This is a genomic window from Streptomyces tatrensis, from assembly GCF_049310065.1.
Taxonomy (GTDB): domain Bacteria; phylum Actinomycetota; class Actinomycetes; order Streptomycetales; family Streptomycetaceae; genus Streptomyces.
The window spans coordinates 4253915-4270082 of the sequence record NZ_JBMDLB010000011.1 but is presented as its reverse complement, the minus strand read 5'-3'; the positions used below and the strand labels follow the sequence as shown (position 1 = coordinate 4270082).

General features: G+C 71.7%; 14 protein-coding genes. 9 read left to right on the top strand and 5 right to left on the bottom strand.

The genetic code is table 11. The annotated features are described in order from the left end of the window. Positions 1-83 precede the first annotated feature (83 nt). Positions 84-1355, top strand: coding sequence for an acyl-CoA dehydrogenase family protein (locus tag ACODT5_RS35055; protein WP_422523116.1), 1272 nt, complete (start codon positions 84-86; stop codon positions 1353-1355). Continuing rightward, complete coding sequence (locus ACODT5_RS35050) at positions 1355-1828, top strand: nitroreductase family deazaflavin-dependent oxidoreductase (protein WP_327253356.1); 474 nt, start codon at positions 1355-1357, stop codon at positions 1826-1828. The genes ACODT5_RS35055 and ACODT5_RS35050 overlap by 1 nt, the downstream gene beginning before the upstream one ends. Before the next feature lie 134 nt (positions 1829-1962). Here the strand turns inward: ACODT5_RS35050 and ACODT5_RS35045 are convergent, their stop codons facing one another. After that, the gene (locus ACODT5_RS35045; protein ID WP_385376508.1) at positions 1963-2610 is read right to left on the bottom strand and encodes a TetR family transcriptional regulator; all 648 of its coding nucleotides are present in this window, start codon (positions 2608-2610) and stop codon (positions 1963-1965) included. A 301-nt stretch (positions 2611-2911) separates the two neighbouring features. On the opposite strand from ACODT5_RS35045, the gene ACODT5_RS35040 reads away from it, so the two are divergent. Then, positions 2912-3712 carry a VOC family protein gene (locus ACODT5_RS35040; RefSeq protein ID WP_422523115.1) on the top strand — a complete coding sequence of 267 codons (801 nt, stop codon included), beginning with the start codon at positions 2912-2914 and terminating at the stop codon, positions 3710-3712. A 25-nt stretch (positions 3713-3737) separates the two neighbouring features. Here ACODT5_RS35040 and ACODT5_RS35035 read toward each other — a convergent pair whose 3' ends face one another. Next, positions 3738-5396: a hypothetical protein gene (locus tag ACODT5_RS35035; protein WP_422523114.1), complete on the bottom strand. Its 1659-nt coding sequence runs from the start codon at positions 5394-5396 to the stop codon at positions 3738-3740. A gap of 321 nt (positions 5397-5717) precedes the next feature. Here ACODT5_RS35035 and afsK point away from each other — a divergent pair, with 321 nt between their 5' ends. The 3 genes from afsK (at position 5718) to cutA (ending at position 9275) form a co-directional block, all read left to right on the top strand. Further along, the gene (afsK, locus tag ACODT5_RS35030) at positions 5718-8180 is read left to right on the top strand and encodes a protein serine/threonine kinase AfsK (RefSeq protein ID WP_422523113.1); all 2463 of its coding nucleotides are present in this window, start codon (positions 5718-5720) and stop codon (positions 8178-8180) included. Between the two features lie 168 nt (positions 8181-8348). After that, complete coding sequence (locus ACODT5_RS35025; RefSeq protein ID WP_422523112.1) at positions 8349-8843, top strand: peptidylprolyl isomerase; 495 nt, start codon at positions 8349-8351, stop codon at positions 8841-8843. A gap of 99 nt (positions 8844-8942) precedes the next feature. Beyond that, the gene (gene cutA / locus ACODT5_RS35020; protein WP_422523111.1) at positions 8943-9275 is read left to right on the top strand and encodes a divalent-cation tolerance protein CutA; all 333 of its coding nucleotides are present in this window, start codon (positions 8943-8945) and stop codon (positions 9273-9275) included. A gap of 163 nt (positions 9276-9438) precedes the next feature. Here the strand turns inward: cutA and ACODT5_RS35015 are convergent, their stop codons facing one another. Further along, positions 9439-10602, bottom strand: coding sequence for an NsdA family TPR-like regulatory protein (locus tag ACODT5_RS35015; protein ID WP_422523110.1), 1164 nt, complete (start codon positions 10600-10602; stop codon positions 9439-9441). Between the two features lie 186 nt (positions 10603-10788). Here ACODT5_RS35015 and ACODT5_RS35010 point away from each other — a divergent pair, with 186 nt between their 5' ends. Beyond that, positions 10789-11454 (top strand): ATP-binding protein, encoded by a 666-nt coding sequence (locus ACODT5_RS35010; protein ID WP_422523109.1) that lies wholly within the window; start codon positions 10789-10791, stop codon positions 11452-11454. Between the two features lie 204 nt (positions 11455-11658). Here the strand turns inward: ACODT5_RS35010 and ACODT5_RS35005 are convergent, their stop codons facing one another. Both ACODT5_RS35005 and ACODT5_RS35000 read right to left on the bottom strand, forming a co-directional pair. Then, entirely contained in the window at positions 11659-13095 is a 1437-nt protein-coding gene (locus ACODT5_RS35005; RefSeq protein ID WP_422523108.1) for an AfsR/SARP family transcriptional regulator, read from the bottom strand. A 251-nt stretch (positions 13096-13346) separates the two neighbouring features. Beyond that, entirely contained in the window at positions 13347-13760 is a 414-nt protein-coding gene (locus ACODT5_RS35000) for a MarR family winged helix-turn-helix transcriptional regulator (protein WP_422523107.1), read from the bottom strand. A gap of 112 nt (positions 13761-13872) precedes the next feature. Here ACODT5_RS35000 and ACODT5_RS34995 point away from each other — a divergent pair, with 112 nt between their 5' ends. Together ACODT5_RS34995 and ACODT5_RS34990 are read left to right on the top strand one after the other, a co-directional pair. Then, on the top strand, positions 13873-15333 hold the full coding sequence (locus ACODT5_RS34995) for an MFS transporter (protein WP_422523106.1): 1461 nt from the start codon (positions 13873-13875) through the stop codon (positions 15331-15333). Between the two features lie 493 nt (positions 15334-15826). Then, the gene (locus ACODT5_RS34990; RefSeq protein WP_422523105.1) at positions 15827-16147 is read left to right on the top strand and encodes a hypothetical protein; all 321 of its coding nucleotides are present in this window, start codon (positions 15827-15829) and stop codon (positions 16145-16147) included. Positions 16148-16168: the final 21 nt, after the last annotated feature.

The following is a 16168-nucleotide window of genomic DNA, read 5'->3' as shown; positions in this document are numbered from 1 at the left end:
CCCTTCGGGAGGTCCGCCCCCTGTGCTTATGGCGCCGCTCGCCCTAACATGACGGCCCGTCAGATACGGGGAGGAGCCCGACGATGGATGCCGCCTTCACCGCGGAGCAGGACGAGATACGGCGTACCCTGCGCGAGATCCTGGGCAAACGCTGCGGCCCGGACGAGGTCAAGGCCGCCGTCCGCACCGCCGCCGGACACGACCGCGAGCTGTGGCTGCAGCTCGCCCAACAGCTCGGACTGCCGGGCATCGCCGTGGCCGAGGAGTACGGGGGCGTCGGCTGCGCCCCCGCCGACCTGGCCCTGGCCTGCGAGGAGACCGGGCGGGTGCTGCTGCCCTCGCCGCTGCTGGCCACCGCCGTGCTCGCCGTGCCGCTGATCACCGCCCTGGGGACCGACGCCCAGCGCTCCACCCTGCTCCCGCCGCTCGCGGCGGGCGGGCTCACCGCCGCGCTCGCCGTACCCGGCCCCGCCCTGGCCACCGCCCTCGCGCTGACCGGGGACAACGCCCCGGGCGACTGGGCCGGCGGCGGCCGGGCCGGCGGGGTGCAGGCCCGCGCCGTGGACGGCGGCTGGCGGCTGTACGGGGAGGTCGCCCAGGTGCTCGACGGGCACAGCGCCTCGCTGCTGCTGGTCGCCGCGCACACGGGAGGCTTCGCCCGCAGCCGCACCCTGCTGTTCCTCGTGCGGGAGGACGCGCCCGGCCTCGTACGGACCCGGCAGACCACCCTGGACGAGACCCGCCCGCAGGGGCGGATCCAACTCCGCGACGTCGAAGCGGAGTTGCTGGGCGCCGGCGAGGGTGTGGATGGTGAGGGCGTGGACGGCGAGGGTGTCGATGTGGCCGGGGCCCTTGCCGCCACCGGACGCGGCGCCGCCGCCGTCCTGGCCGCCGAGGCGGTCGGCGCGGCCGGGCACGCGCTCGCCCGCACCGTCGAGTACGTACAGCAGCGCGAGCAGTTCGGCCGGGCCATCGGCTCGTTCCAGGCGGTCAAGCACCGCCTCGCCGACCTCTACGTACAGGTCCAGGCGGCCCGCTCGGCCGCCTACTACGCCGCCTGGGACCCGCAGCAGGGCGGACTCGCCCTGGCCCAGGCACTGGAAGCGCTGCGGATCACCGCCGGCGAGGCCATCCAGCTGCACGGCGGCATCGGCTTCACCTGGGAGCACGACGCGCACCTCTACTTCAAGCGGGCGGCCGCCGACGAACTGCTCTTCGGCCCCGTCCACCGGCTGCGCGCCCACGCCGCGGAAGCCGCGGGGCTGTTCGCCCCCGCGGCCCCGGCTCCCGCCGCCGCCTCCGCACCCGCACCAGCCCCTGCCCCCGCCCCACGGAACGAGAAGGTGGCCGTCTGATGGCGCCCGGAGTCAAGCTGATGCAGAAGGTCTCCTCGACCATGCTGTTCGCCAAGATCGCACCGCACTTCATCCCCGCCATGGACAAGGCGGTGCACAAACTGACCCGCGGCAAGGTCATCCTCAGCGCCCAGATGCTCCCCGGCGTGATCCTCACCGCCAAGGGAGCCAAGACCGGCGAACCGCGCACCACCCCGCTCGCGTGCATGCCGGAGCAGGACGGGGCGAGCTGGATCCTGATCGGCTCGAACTTCGGCCGCCCCGGACACCCGGCATGGACCGGGAACCTGCTCAAGAACCCTGACGCGGACGTGAGTTGGAAGGGTCAGGACATCGCCGTACGCGCCCGCCTGCTGGCGGGTGAGGAGCGCGCGGCGGCGTGGCAGGCGGTGCTGAAGTTCTGGCCGCCGTACGCGGCGTACCAGGCGCGCATCGAGCGCGAGATCCGGTTGTTCCGCCTGGAGCGTCGCTGATCACGGCGGAAGCACCGCTAGGGCGGACGCCCTGTCAGAGGTGGAGCCCTGTAAGGAGCGAAGCCCTGTAAGGGGTGAAGGCGGCGGCGCGAGCGGCCGCCGAAGGCGCGGCGGACCCGGTGGGGGTCCGCCGCTCACTTCGTGGGCTTCTTGCCCGTGATGCCCAGGTGGACCAGGAGCGCCAGGTTCGGCTTCAGTTCCGCCTGCTTGACGCCCCAGGTGGTGAAGCCCTTCTGGTGCGAGGCGACCGCGGCCAGCATGGCGACCAGTGAACCGGCCATCGCCGCCGGGCTGATGTCCTTGTCGACCTTGCCCTTGGCCTGCAGCTCCTTCATCGACTCCGTGAGGGAGTTGGTGACGGAGTTGAGGATCTTCATGCGGATCTTGTAGAACCGCTTGTCGCCCTCGGCCGCGCCGAGGTCGACGACCCGCAGGATCGCGTCGTTGCGCCGCCAGAACTCCAGGAAGCCGTCGACGAGTTCCTCCGCCGCCGCCCATCCCGCCTTGCCGACCCACGCGCGCCCCTCGACCAGCGAGGTCAGCTGCGCGCCCTCGTTGGCCATGCGCTCCGCGATCTCCAGGACGGCGCCTTCGACGTCCGGGAAGTACTGGTAGAAGGTCGCGGGGGAGGTACCGGCCTTGCGGGCGACGTCGATCACTTTGACGTCGCGGTACGGCGAGGAGCTGAGCATCTCGCTGAGGCAGTCGAGCAGCTTCTGCCTCGTCGCCTGACCGCGCCGGCCGGCAACGCGGCCGTCGACGGTGCGTACTTGTCCTGTCATGCCGTCAGCTTACCGAGGGGTGATCGGCGCGCGATTCGGCCGCCTGCAAATGGGGTTACGGGGCGCCTGGCCTGGGCGTGAGCCCGCCGCGACCCGTCACCGCGACCGATTCCGGCCGGGCGGGCCCCCCGGGCGCGCCGTCCGGGTTCGGGCCCTATCCCCCGAATAGTCTTATCAACAGGCTGTGGACAAGTTTTCGGGCACATCATGATCCGGAGGACATGGCTGGGCGAGCGAGGCAGAACGTGCGCGGAGGGTGCACACCCTTGCACACCACCGCACAACGGAAGGAACCGGGCTCATGGCCGCATTCGCGGAAGGCTCACCCTGCTGGGTCGACGCCTCCCTGCCGGACGTGGAAGCCGGCAAGCGCTTCTACGGTGAGCTCTTCGGGTGGACCTTCGCCGACAGCGCGGGAGCCGAGTACGGCCACTACACCCAGGCCTACAGCCGCGGCCGCAACGTCGCCGCCCTCGCCCCCAAGCCCGACGGCCGCATGCCGACCGTCTGGGGGATCTACCTCTACACGACCGACGCGTACGCCTGCGCCCAGCGCATCCGCGCCGCCGGCGGCCAGATGGTGATGGACCCGATGCCGGTCGGCCCCTACGGGACCGCCGCGATGGCCGCCGACCCCGGCGGGGCCGTCTTCGGGCTGTGGCAGCCCGGCACCCACCACGGCTTCGACGCCCAGAACGAGCCCTACACGTACTGCTGGTCCGAGGTGTACACCCGGGCCCGCGACGCCGTGGACGTCTTCTACGCCAAGGTCTTCGGCTACGTCCCCGAGGACCAGAACGACGACGGGACGGGCATCGAGTACCGCGTCTGGTCCCCGCCCGGCACCGCGCCCGGCTCGGAGACCGCCGTCCTGGGGCGCAGCCTCATCACCGACGCCTTCCCGGAGATCATGCCCGCGCACTACCTCGCGTACTTCGCCGTCCCGGACTGCGACCAGTCCGTGGCGATGGTGCAGCGCCTCGGCGGCCGGGTCACCGCCGACCCCTTCGACACCCCGTACGGGCGCATCGCGGTGGTCGCCGACAACCAGGGCGCGGTCTTCGGACTCCTCTCGGAGCCGCGGACCAGGACGGGCGGCTAGGCCGTCCCTTCCGGATCCGGCCGGGCTACGGGGTCACGTCGAGGGTCTCCCGGCGGCTCCTGGCGTTGAAGTGCAGGCCGTCGGCGTCGCTGTAGCGGGCGATCCAGGTGCCGGTCCGGTCGGCGGTGAACTCGTGGGTGAAGGTGCCGTCGGCGGCGGTCTTCGCATAGCCCCGGTAGACGTGGTCCCGGCTGCCCTCCGGCTGGAAGTAGAACAGCACCAGCTGCCCGCCGAAGGCCTTCGCCGGGCTCTCGTGCCGCAGGGTGCCCCCGAGGGAGAAGGTGTGGCCCTTGCGCACCGGCCCCGGCGCCGCGCGGAAATACTCGAAGTCCGTCTCGGTCCGGGTCAGCCGGACCGGCTCGGTGACGGAGCCCTGCATGCGCGGGGCGGCGGCGTACCGCAGGCGCCAGTAGCCGTCCGCCTCGCCCGGCAGGGTCTCGTCGAAGCGGGCGGAGCCGAAGTCCACGGTGAACTCCCCGCGCGTCTTCCAGTCCGTCCTGCCGTCGGCCGAGTACTGCACCTCGACACCGGTGACGGTCCGGGTGAGGGGCCGGTGGGCGAGGGCGCCGGTGAACGTCACGCGCTTGGCGGCGTCGATCGTGGCCTTGACGTCCGTGAAGTAGCCGGCCTCGACGACCTCGGCCTCCGTGTCGGCGATCGCGTACTGCAGCCACGGGGACCTGCCGCCCGCCCACGTCGTCTTCACCGGGCGGTCGTGGACCATCCGCACCTGCCGCTCGAACCGGCCGTCCGCCGTCGTCCTGGGCTCACCGGTGAGGTCCGCGAGCATCGGCGTGCCCTCGGGGACGGGCTTCTGCGTCCCGTCCCCGGCGGTCCTGACGGCCCGGCCCGTGATCGTGGCGATCGCGCCGTAGCGGGTCTTGATCTTCCGGGATTCGGGGTCGAGGAGGATCTCGGCCTTCTGGCGGACCGCGCGTACGGTTTCGCCGCGCCCCCCGGGGCTCAGGTCCGGGGTCTCCAGGACGTCGACGCGCACCTCGGTGTGGTTCTCCGTACCCCGGAAGGCGAACGGGGCCGACAGGTGGCCCCGCGCGTCCGTGGTCGCCTCCTGCGAGGTGCGCTCGCCGGAGAGGCGGACCTTGGTGTTCCCCAGCGGGGCGCTCGCCCCGGTCCGCGGGTCGAAGGTGGTCACGTCCGCCGACACGGTGGTCGTCAGACGGTCGAGGGACACCCCGCCCGCCACGTCGACCTCGGTGACCACCGCACGCAGCCGGTAGTCGAAGTCCCCGCAGACCACGGGCCGGGCCTCGGAGCCGACCTCGAGCGTGTAGATCCCGAGGGCGGCCGGCTTGACCGGCTCCGAGACCAGCTGGAAGCCGAGGAGGATGCCCTCCGGGTCGGCCACCTTGCGGAACGCGGAGACCGAGGCGACGCGCAGGCCCGTCTTCTTGTCCCGCAGGTGGACGACGAGGCCGTCGGGCACGCCCGTCCCGTCCGACGCGCTGTGGACGACGAGGGCCCCGTCCTGCCGGGCGTACATCTCCGGCGGACAGGGAACGGACGCCGCCTGCGCGGGTACGGCCTGCGCCGGCCCCGTGACGGACGGGGCCAGCGCGGTTCCCCGTACGACGGCGGCCTGCGCCGCCCCCGGTATGGCCTGCGCCGCCTCCGCAACGGCCAGGCCCCCGAGCACGGTTGTGGCGACGACGATGGCTGAAGTCAAACGGTGACGCACGGATCCCCCCGGACAGTGACGAGCTGAACGGGGGCTAGACCCACGACACCCCCCATGGGTTGTACGGAGTCCGCGAAGCCGTGTGCACGGCCGCCCGCCGTGCCGGGGCCGGACCAGGCGCGGGCCTGACAGAATCGGGGGTGCGCGACCCGGGCGGCCCCCGGGGGTGAGACGCTGCACGGGGCAGGTACCCGCGGCGGCTCGCGCGCATCCGGTGACGTGACGGCGATGACGGCGACGCCACCGGCGATGGCTGGAAGAGCGGGGCCCGCGAGGGACCCCGTACGGGGATGGGTGTGGAGGCGAGTGGTGGAGCAGCTGACGCAGCACGACCCGAGACGGATCGGCCCCTTCGAGGTGCTGGGACGGCTCGGCGCCGGCGGCATGGGGCTGGTCTATCTCGCCCGGTCGGCGTCCGGACGCCGGGTGGCGATCAAGACGGTGCGCACCGAGCTCGCCGAGGACCAGCTGTTCCGCGTCCGCTTCACCCGTGAGGTGGAGGCGGCCCGGGCCGTGTCCGGCTTCTACACCGCGGCCGTCGTCGACGCCGACCCGCGCGCGGCCGTGCCGTGGCTGGCCACCGCGTACGTACCGGCGCCCTCCCTGGAGGAGATCGTCCACGAGTGCGGGCCCATGCCCGCGCAGGCCGTACGGTGGCTCGCCGCCGGCATCGCCGAGGCGCTGCAGTCCATCCACGGCGCGGGCCTGGTCCACCGCGACCTGAAGCCCTCCAACGTGCTCGTCGTCGAGGACGGCCCGCGCGTGATCGACTTCGGCATCGCCAGCGGGGTCTCCAACACCCGCCTGACCATGACGAACGTGGCCGTCGGCACGCCCGCGTACATGTCGCCGGAGCAGGCCAAGGACTCGCGCAGCGTCAAGGGCGCCAGCGACGTGTTCTCGCTCGGCTCCACGCTGGTCTTCGCCGCCACCGGGCATCCGCCGTACCACGGGGCGAACCCGGTGGAGACGGTCTTCATGCTGCTCCGCGAGGGCCCCAACCTGGAGGGGCTCCCCGACGAGCTCCGCCCGCTGATCGACTCCTGCATGCAGATGGACGCCACGCAGCGGCCGACCCCGGCCGACCTGCAGGCACAGCTCGCCCCGCACCTCTTCGAGGGCGGCGACGAGAGCGGTACCGCCTCGGCGTGGCTGCCCGAGCGGGCCGTCGCGATGATCGAGGCCCGGCGGGCCGGCCACCGCAACGCAGCTGCCGCGGCGGCGGCAGCCGCCGTGCCGAAGCCGGCGCTTCCCCGGGCCGGCGTCTCCGCGCCCATCGAGAGCGTCGGGCCCGGTCCCGCGTCCGGCCGCGCTTCCGGGCACGGGTCCGGTCCCGCGTCCGGTCCCGCCACGCACCGCCGCCAGCGCGGCGGCGCCGACCCCTGGACCGATCCGCGGACCGGCCAGGCCGTCCCGCAGCGGCCCGAGCGCCCCCCGATGGCGCCCTCCGGCGAGCCCGTGCGGCTCGGCGGCTCCCCGGTGCCGATCGGGCCGGGCCCGCAGGCCTCCGCCTCGGCTCCGGCCGCCCACGCCGCCGCCGCGGACTCGGCGACCGGCTGGATCCGGCCGCCCGCCGGCACCCCGGTGTCGGGCCCCGCGCCCTCGGTCCTCGTGCCGAACCCGGGCCCGGCCCCCGACAGCGGCCGCTGGCGGCCCTGGCGGTTCCGGATGTCCAACGAGGTCTGGGGCACCCCGACCGTCGCCGGCGACCTGCTCTACGTGACCTCCTTCGAGGTGCACGCCCTGGACGTGGCCAGCGGCCGCCGCCAGTTCAAGACCCGCGACGTAGCCTGGTCCATGGCCGTCTCCGACGGGCGCATCCACGCCTCCGACGGCCCCTCCCTCTACGCCCTGGACGCCACCGACGGCTCCGAGCGCTGGCGGCTGTCCGCCGACGCCTGGGTGTACGCCCTGCGCGCCGACCGGGGCACCGTCGTCACCGCCACGCGCGGCGGCGGCGTACAGGCCTGGGAGTCGTCCAGCGGGCACAAGCTGTGGGAGCTGACCGGCGCGCAGAGCGAGTTCGAGACCGCCGAGGCGGCCCCCGTGCTGCACGACGGCACGGTCTACGTGTGGCAGGACGCCCGGCTGCGGGCCCTGGACGCCCGCTCCGGCCGCGAGTCCTGGTCGTACCCGGTCGGCGACGCCGCCTCCTGCGGGAACGTGCCCGTACGGGTCACTCCCGCCCCCGACGGCAACGTCTACGTCGCCGCCGGCACCCGGGTGATCTCCATCGACCGGGCTTCGGGCCGGGTCCGCTGGCACTTCGAGGCCCCCGCCGTGTTCCTCGCGCCCCCGGCCTTCGCCCCCGGCGCGGCCGTCACGGGCGGCGGGGTCTACCTCGCGGACTACCTGGGCACCGTCTACGCCCTGGACGCGGCCAACGGCAAGGACCGCTGGCGCATCGCCACCGAGCCCCGGCAGTCCGCCGACCCGGTCCTGGTCGCCGCGGGCAACGTCCACCTGGGCGCGGGCAGCGCCGTGTACACGCTCGACGCGGTCACCGGCACCCCGAAGTGGCGGTTCGCGGCGGGCGGCGAGATCACCGGTTCCCCGGCGGTCGCGGACGGCCGGGTGCACTTCGGATCGGCCGACCACTGCCTCTACACCCTCGACGCGGCGGGCGGCCAGCTCCGCTGGAAGCTGGCCACCGGCGGGGAGATCACCGGAGCCCCGGTGGCCGAGGCGGGCGTGGTCTACGCGTGCAGCAAGGACCGCTGCGTGTACGCGCTGGACGCCGCCAAGGGCACGGGGACCCGTACGGGCGGCTGACCCGGCTCAGCTCCGGCTCAGCCCGGCTCGGCCCTGGCTCGGCCCTGCCTCGGCCGCCCGTTCGGCCCCGGCCCGGCCGCCCGCCTGAGCTGGGGCTGAGCCGTTCGGGGGCCGGGTCGCGGGCCCCTCGGGGGCGCGCACCGCACCGGGAGTGACAGGATGGACCCCATGAGCAACGTATTCTTCGACATCAACATCGACGGCAAGCCCGCCGGTCGCATCGTCTTCAGCCTCTTCGACGAGGTCGTCCCGAAGACCGCCCAGAACTTCCGCGAGCTGTGCACGGGCCAGAACGGCTTCGGCTACGCCGGCTCCGGCTTCCACCGCGTCATCCCGCAGTTCATGCTGCAGGGCGGTGACTTCACCAACCACAACGGCACGGGCGGCAAGAGCATCTACGGCGAGAAGTTCGCCGACGAGAACTTCACCCTGAAGCACGACCGGCCGTACCTGCTGTCGATGGCGAACGCCGGCCGCAACACCAACGGCTCGCAGTTCTTCGTCACCACCGTCGTCACCTCCTGGCTCGACGGCAAGCACGTCGTCTTCGGCGAGGTCGTCGAGGGCAAGGAGATCGTCGACACGATCGAGAAGCTCGGCAGCCCGTCCGGCTCCACGCGCGGCAAGATCGAGATCGCGGCGTCCGGCGTCGTCGAGGCCTGATCCCCACCCCGCCCGCAACGGCCGGCCGGCCCCGCCCCCTCAGGGGGACGGGGCCGCCGTCATGTCCGACACCTCTCACCTCGGGCTAGGGTCGCACCCATGGCTGACTTCCTGCAGGTGTCGACAGCAACCGCGGACCGCGAATCGGCTGAGGAGCTCGCCCGGGCGGCGGTACGCGCCCGACGAGCTGCCGGAGCCCAAGTCATAGGTCCGGTGTTCTCGGCCTTTTGGCATGAGGGCGAGTTCGGTACGGGGGAGGAGTGGCAGCTCCTCTTCAAGATCAGAGCAGACCAGTATGCGGAGCTTGAGCGTCATCTCCTTGAGCACCACCCGTGGAAGAATCCGGAGATTACGGCCATCCCCATCGTGGCGGGAGCGCCTGACTACCTGCGGTGGCTCGCGACGAGCGCCACCCCGAAGCACGGGAGGTGACGGTCAATCCCTCGAACGCTCCAGCACGGCAGCAACCGCAGGCACCGTGCGGTGGTCGCCGAGTCTGTGGAGAGCCGGGGCGATCCGCTGCCTCGGGCGTACGGACGCCACGCCAGCTGCCAGGTCCAGTGAGCGATGGACGACGCTCGCTGCTTCTTCGATCTCACCCCCGTGCAGGTATGCCTCCGCGAGCCAGGTGAGGTAGAGGCTCTTGTCGCGGGCATTGTTGTCGTCGAACTGGTCGAGCGCTTTCCAGTACCGGTACGGCTCTCAACGGTCGGCCGAGTTCGGTCCAGCACCGACCAGTCATGATCATCAGCTCTACCCGGTCGACCCACGAGGCCCAATCCGGCTGAGGGGTGTCGTCCCTCTCGTGGAGAGCCGCCTCTGCCGCGCTGAGCGCCGCCTGAGTCGCCGAGCTGTCGCCGACGAGGGCGCACGCCCACGCGTGGCGCTCATGGAGCAAGGCGCGAACGCTGGAAGGCGCGTCCGGCCCGGCGGCCTGGCAAGAGCGCAGGGCGATTTCCAGACCGGCCTTCCGGTCACCGTTGACTCGCTGGTACCCGAGGAACGCGAGGGCGTTGCCTGCAAGTGGTGCGTCGCCGGCCTCTGTGGCGGCTCGGTGGCTGATCTCGTACAGATTCGTTGCCTCGGACTGCTTGCCGCAGTCGAACGCTGCCCAGCCCGCTTGTTGAGCCTGCTCAGCCAGCACCGAAAGAAGTGCCCGCCCCGTGGGCTCGGTGTAGCTCGCCTCCCGGATGAGGCCCTTGGTGGCCTGGTATTCCCCCACATACACCCGGAAGGTGTCCCCTCCCCCGAGGATGTCGTCCAGGCGGCGCAGGCGGGCTGCGCGTTCCCTCAGCTGTTCGGGAAGAGCGCTTGAGACGCGACCTCTTCTGGTGATGGGTTGGAGGTCGGGCAGAGCTACGGTCAGGCCGGTCAGAGCGGTTGTCTTGAAGAAGTCCCTGCGATCCACCGATCCCTCCCCGCTTCCTACAGGACCCATCGCGAGCGCGGCTGCGCTGAGTGGTTGGTGTGCTTCCCACCATCGAGGAGCCAGGCCAAGAAGGTGGCCGGGGATCCGCAAGCCGTCGGCGATCGCCGCGATCTTCTCGAAGGTGGTGACACTGCCTTCACCGCGCGCCAACAGACCAACACGCTCGGGCTTCGTGTCGCAAGCGGCTGCGATCTTTGAATAGCTGATTCGCGCCAGATCGCGGGCGATCCGGAAGACACTGCCGAAGTCGTGGCATGCGATTGCCTCTTGTATCTCCGCATGGTGGAGAAGTTCGGGTGGCAGTGCAGCAGAAGACTCCGGTGCGGTCATGAGATGCCCCATCGCGCCTACTGGTGACAGTGTGTCGACCAGGTCTGCACATCAGGCTACCCACCAAGGGGATAGCTGTGGGTGGGAAGCCAGTTCGGCTGCTCCGCCGGAGAGTTGGGGACAACAGACCCCCGCGACCGCAGGAACGGTTCGGGGGCGTGGCCAACGCTTCGAAGGAGCGTCGGCATGGGGCATTTTATCGGGCTGCCGGTTGGAGGAGCCGAAGTCGTCCGGCGGTGGCGGCGGGAGGCGCGGTGTGTGCCGCTCGCGCGGGCGGAGTTGCGTAAAGCCCTGGCCGACTGGGGGCTGTGCGAGCTGGAGGGGGACGCGCTGCTGGTGGTGTCCGAGCTGGTCACCAATGCCGTGCGGCACGCCGTCGCGCCCAGGGACCGGGAGATCGAGACCCGGTACGTTCGGCTGCCCGACGGGGTCCGGATCGAGGTCCACGACGTGTGCGCAGGGCGGCCTGAGGCCGGCGTACGGGACCCCGGCGTACCGGACCCCGGCGCGGACGGTGGGCGCGGGTTGTTCCTCGTCGCGGCGGTCGCGGACCGTTGGGCCGTGGGTGAGCGGGTCGGGCCGGGCAAGCGGATCTGGGCGGAGCTGTCCGTGAAGGGGAGTACGGGTGTGACGGGGCGGGTGGTGAGCCCGTCGGACTGGTTGCTGGCCACCGACCGTACGGGCAGCGGGCCGGTGTACGAGGCCGAGTGCACCTCGTGCCTCGACGGCTCCGGACCGGCGGACGACGAAGAGACGCCAGGGGTGTGGTGCCTGCGCCATGCCTGCCGTACGGGACACACCGGCTATCGCCGCCTCGTGACGGACTTCCAGCGCGCGAGCCGGGGCCTGTAGCGGACTACGAGTGGTCCTTGGGTGGGGTAGGTCTCCAGGGCTCGGGCTCCGGGGCGACCGGGTACGGCTCCGGGGCGGACATACGGGTACGGCGGCGGGGCGGCCGCTCATGACGGCCGCCGCCAGGGTGAGGAGGGCGCCCGCGCCGAAGGCGTTGGCGAGGCCGTACGTACGTCGATGGGCATGGCTCGGCGGGGCGTCGTGTCAGACCATCACGGTGGTCGACCAGGGCACGGCGGCGTTCCAGCCGGGCCAGAGGCTTTCGGGCTCGGCGCGCGCGGTCAGCACCACGAGCAGTGGGGTGCGGCCCGCCTCGCGGATCACCTCGCCGACGCAGGCCGGGACCGCTCCCCGTACGTGGTGCAGGTTTTCGGCGACCACCACCAGCGGGCGGTGCGGGGTGGCGCGGCGCAGGGCGGCACGCAGGTCGTCGCCGAGCGCGGCGCCGTCCGGGCCGGTGCGGACGTGCCACACGGTGACCTTGCCGTCCTGGCGGAGCCTGCTCGTGAGCTCGGAGAGCAGCCAGCCGTGGCCCCCGCCCGGGCCGGTGCCCGTCGCGGCGCCCGCGCCGGTGGCTCCGGCGAGCGTCACGACGTGCGGGCGCTGCTGGCGCTGCACCAGGGCCAGCAGGGCGAACAGCAGGTCGAGTTCGGGGTCGGACTGCGAGCTGAAGTCGAGGTCGAGGCCGTCCTGGCCCTCGGACGGGAGCAGGGCAGGGTCCTGGTTGATGATCGCCTGGTGCAGGTCCCGTACTTCGCGGCCGGGCTGGACGCCGAAGTCCTTGCTCAGCTGCTGCTGAAGCCGTTCGTACGCGCGCAGGGCCTCGGCCTGCTGGCCGGCCCGGTAGAGAGCGAGCATGAGGAGGTGGCACGAGCGTTCCCGGGAGGGCTCGGTAGCCGCCCCGGCCTCCAGGCAGCCGATCACCTCGTGGTGCCGTCCGTTGCGCAGTTCGGCGTCGCAATAGTCCTCGAGGGCTGCCGTCCGGGCGCTCTCCACCACCGCGAGCTGGGGCCAGTCGATGCCGGATTCGGCGAGTTCCTGTCCGGCGCGGCCCCGCCACAGGCCCAGCGCGGCGCGCAGGGAGCGGGCGGCGCTCTCGGGCTGGCCGGCCGCCAGAGCGGTGCGGCCCTGGTCGGCGAGGATCCGGAACCGGGCCAGGTCCAGGGCTTCCGGCGCCATCGGCAGCACGTAGCCCGGGGCTTGGCTGACCAGGGACGCGACATGGGCGGGTATGTCGCCGCGCGCCAGCACACCGCGCAGTGCCGAGACGGTGTTCTGCAGCACCTTGCGGGCTGTCGCCGGGGCGTCGCCGTCGGGCCAGAGGACCTGCATGAGGTCGCTGGTGGCGACCACCTGGTTGGCATGGAGCAGCAGGAAGGTGAGGACGGAGCGCTGGTTCATGCCCCGTAGCGGGAGCGGTCCGGCCGCGGTGACGATCTCCAGCGGCCCGAGGAGCCGGAAGGACACTCCCGGGTCGGCGGCGGCCGTCGGCCGGGCATCGCCGGGCGGACCGGACCTGGCACGTGTCAGTGCCGCGCTCCGCGGGCCGGGCTGCGCCATCACGACCGGCCGTTGAGCCGCCGGGCCGTGGGTGGTCCACGGGCTGTGGGTGCTTGTCCGCTGCATCGTCTGGTTGAGCATGGTTCCCCCGTATCCAACTGCCGTCGACGAAGGCACGGCCGGCCGCGGTACGGCCGGGTGCCTCCGCTTCCTGGGGGGTGTTCGATACGGGCCCGGCACGCAGGTATGCCGAGCTCGTCCGGCTATCGCGTCGCTTGGCCGCCCCCCTGGTCAGCCAGCTTTGATTGCCCGTAACGAATGTGAAGGGCAGCCAAAGAACTTCAATTGACCTGGAACGCTACCAGACAGGTCGATGGCACCAGCAAATACTTCTACGCATTGTTAACGCGAAGTTCCATAACGTCCCGTACTTCTGGACTGCTTTCGGCCACCTCGCGCAGCACCGCCTCCATGGTGGTGACGGACTGCGAGAAGAGCTGTCGGCCCGCCGGTGTGAGCCGGACGTCGAAGCCCCTCCGGTCGTTCGGACACGGCTTGCGCTCGGCGTAGCCGGCGGTAACCATCTGGGCCAGCAGACGCGAGACCTGGGGTTGGCTTCTGGACGCGCGGGAGCTGAGTTCACCCGCTCGGATCCAGCCATCCTCGTGCGCCATCACGTCCATGATCTCGAAGGCGCTGGCGCACAGGCCGTGGCGCTCGGCCAGCGCGCGCTCAGCGGCCTGATTGATCTGCGCGCAGGCGCGGGTCACGGACACCCATCGATCGGTCAGAGCTGTATCTGTCACGCCCCTCATCGTAGGTTCGCCGGCCCCTCTTGTCGATGCATACGCATGAATGTAGTGTGCGGATCAATCAATGCATTCGCATAAATCGTTTTTCATAGACGAAGGAGACGCGGTGACCGAGCAGACGCTGGCACCCCAGACTGCCGAGCAGGACGCGGAACGAACGCCCGCACAGGCCCCCGGCAAGGCCCCCTGGACCACCCTGGTGGTGGTCGGCGTCGCCCAGTTGATGGTCATGCTGGACTCGACCGTCGTGAACGTGGCGCTGCCCTCGATCGGGGCCCAGTTGCCCGCCGATCAGACCGCCCTGCAGTGGACCATCAGCGCGTACGTCCTGATGCTCGGCAGCCTGCTGCTCTTCGGCGGCCGCGTCTCCGACGTCTTCGGCCGCCGCCGCACCTTCGTCACCGGCCTCTCCGTCTTCGCCGTCGCATCCGTGCTCTGCGGCATCGCCGGCAACCAGGAGCTGCTCGTCGCGGGCCGCGCCCTGCAGGGCGCCGGAGCCGCACTGCTCTCCGCGGCCGCGCTCTCCATCATCCTGGCCGTCTACCAGGACGAGGAGCAGCGCAAGATCGCGCTGACCGCCTGGAGCGGCCTCGGCGTGATCGGCGCGACCATCGGCGTGGTGCTCGGCGGTCTGATCGTCACGGCGATCAGCTGGCGCTGGGCCTTCCTGATCAACATCCCGGTCAGCATCGCCGCCCTCATCGGCGCCCTGCGCGCCATGCCCGCCCTCCGCACGAGCAGCGGCCGCAAGCTGCGGCTACCGTCGGCCATCGTGTCCACCGCCGGACTCGCGGCCCTGTCCTTCGGCCTGATCCGGCTGCACGAGGGATTCGGCGACCCCACGGCCTGGATCAGCATCGCCGGCGCCGTGGCCCTGCTCGCCGCGGTGACCTTCATGGAGATCGGCCAGGCCGACCCGCTCCTGCCGCTGCACCTGCTGCGCAAGCCCACCTACTGGCTTTCGAGCATCGGCCTGCTCCTGGTGGCCAGCGTGATGATCAGCAGTTCCTTCCTCGCCAGCATGTACTTCCAGCGGGTCCATGAGATGAGCGCCTTCGTCACCGGCCTCTCCCTGCTCCCGATGGGCCTGGCTGCCCTCGTCGTCGCGATGGTCGCGCCGGCACTGGCGGGCGCGCTGGGTCTGGGCGGCATGTACGTGGCCGGGGCCGCGCTGCAGCTGGTCGGTACCGGCCTCCTGGCGACCGGCACCGACAGCGTCGCGTTGACCATCGTCGCGCTGGCCGTCATCGGCGCCGGTCTGCCCGCCTGCTTCGTCCCGCTGTTCGGCATCGGCACCTCGCACGTCAAGCTGGAGGAGTCCGGCGTCGGATCCGGTCTGCTGAACACCTTCAACGAGACCGGAGCCGCCCTCGGCATCGCCGTCATCGGCACCATCCTGGTGACCTCGGTCGACAGCGGCCTCGACGGCGGCGGGTCGGTCGCGGACGCGACCACCACGGGCGTCGGCAACGGCTTCCTCGCCCTGGCCGTGTGCTCCGCGATCGCCATCGTGATCGCCTTCGCGCTGCGGTCGCTCACCCGCGCCCCCCAAGGCGCCGACGCCTGACCGGTCCCCGGTCCGTCCCGCGAAACTACACAGTTCGCCCCTGAACGTGGGCTTGCAGCCTCCCCCGACTGCAAGCCCACTTCGCGTTGCCCGGGCCGTGCCCGTAGGCCTACGGGCCTACGGGCACAGCCTGCTCGCGCACCCGGCCAGACCCGCCCGTTCCACTCGCTCCGACCAGTCCCTTCGGCACGCCAATGGACAGCCGATTGCCGCCCGCTGGAGGGCCCGTTCCACTCCCGTGGAGGGGTGGTTGAATTCGTGGACAAGGCCGCTCGAACGTCTGTAGCTTAATGATCAACCGCTTGTCCGGTGCTGCGAAGGAAGAAGCCCCGGTGAAATGCGTCCGGACCCCTCCAGGCCGGCCAGCAATTCGCGCGGACCTGTTTCCGCCGGTAATCCGCCACGGGTCCGCAGTGCGATTCCACGCCTGCACGGCAGCCGGTCCTCATGCGTGACTCCATTTCCCATTCCCCTCGAACGCGAAGGAATTCGCATGGCCATCTCGCCCGAAGAGCTTTCGAACACGCTGTCCGCGGCCGCGAAGGCCGCCCCCGCCTGGCAGGCCGCGGGTGCCACCGTCCGCTTCGTGATCTCCGAGCCCGATGTCGAGCTCACGCTGGACCCCGAAGGCGCCCTGACCGACGCCGAGCCCACCCACGTGTTCGGCATCGCCTACGCGGACCTCGACGACCTCGCCGCCGACCGCCGCACCTTCCTGCGGACCGTCACCAGCCGCCGCGTCTCCGCCCGCGGCCCGGTCATGCAGACGTTCGCCGTCGGACAGGCCCTGACGACCTTCGCCCTCCAGCGCTGAACGCCCCAGACAAGGAACCAC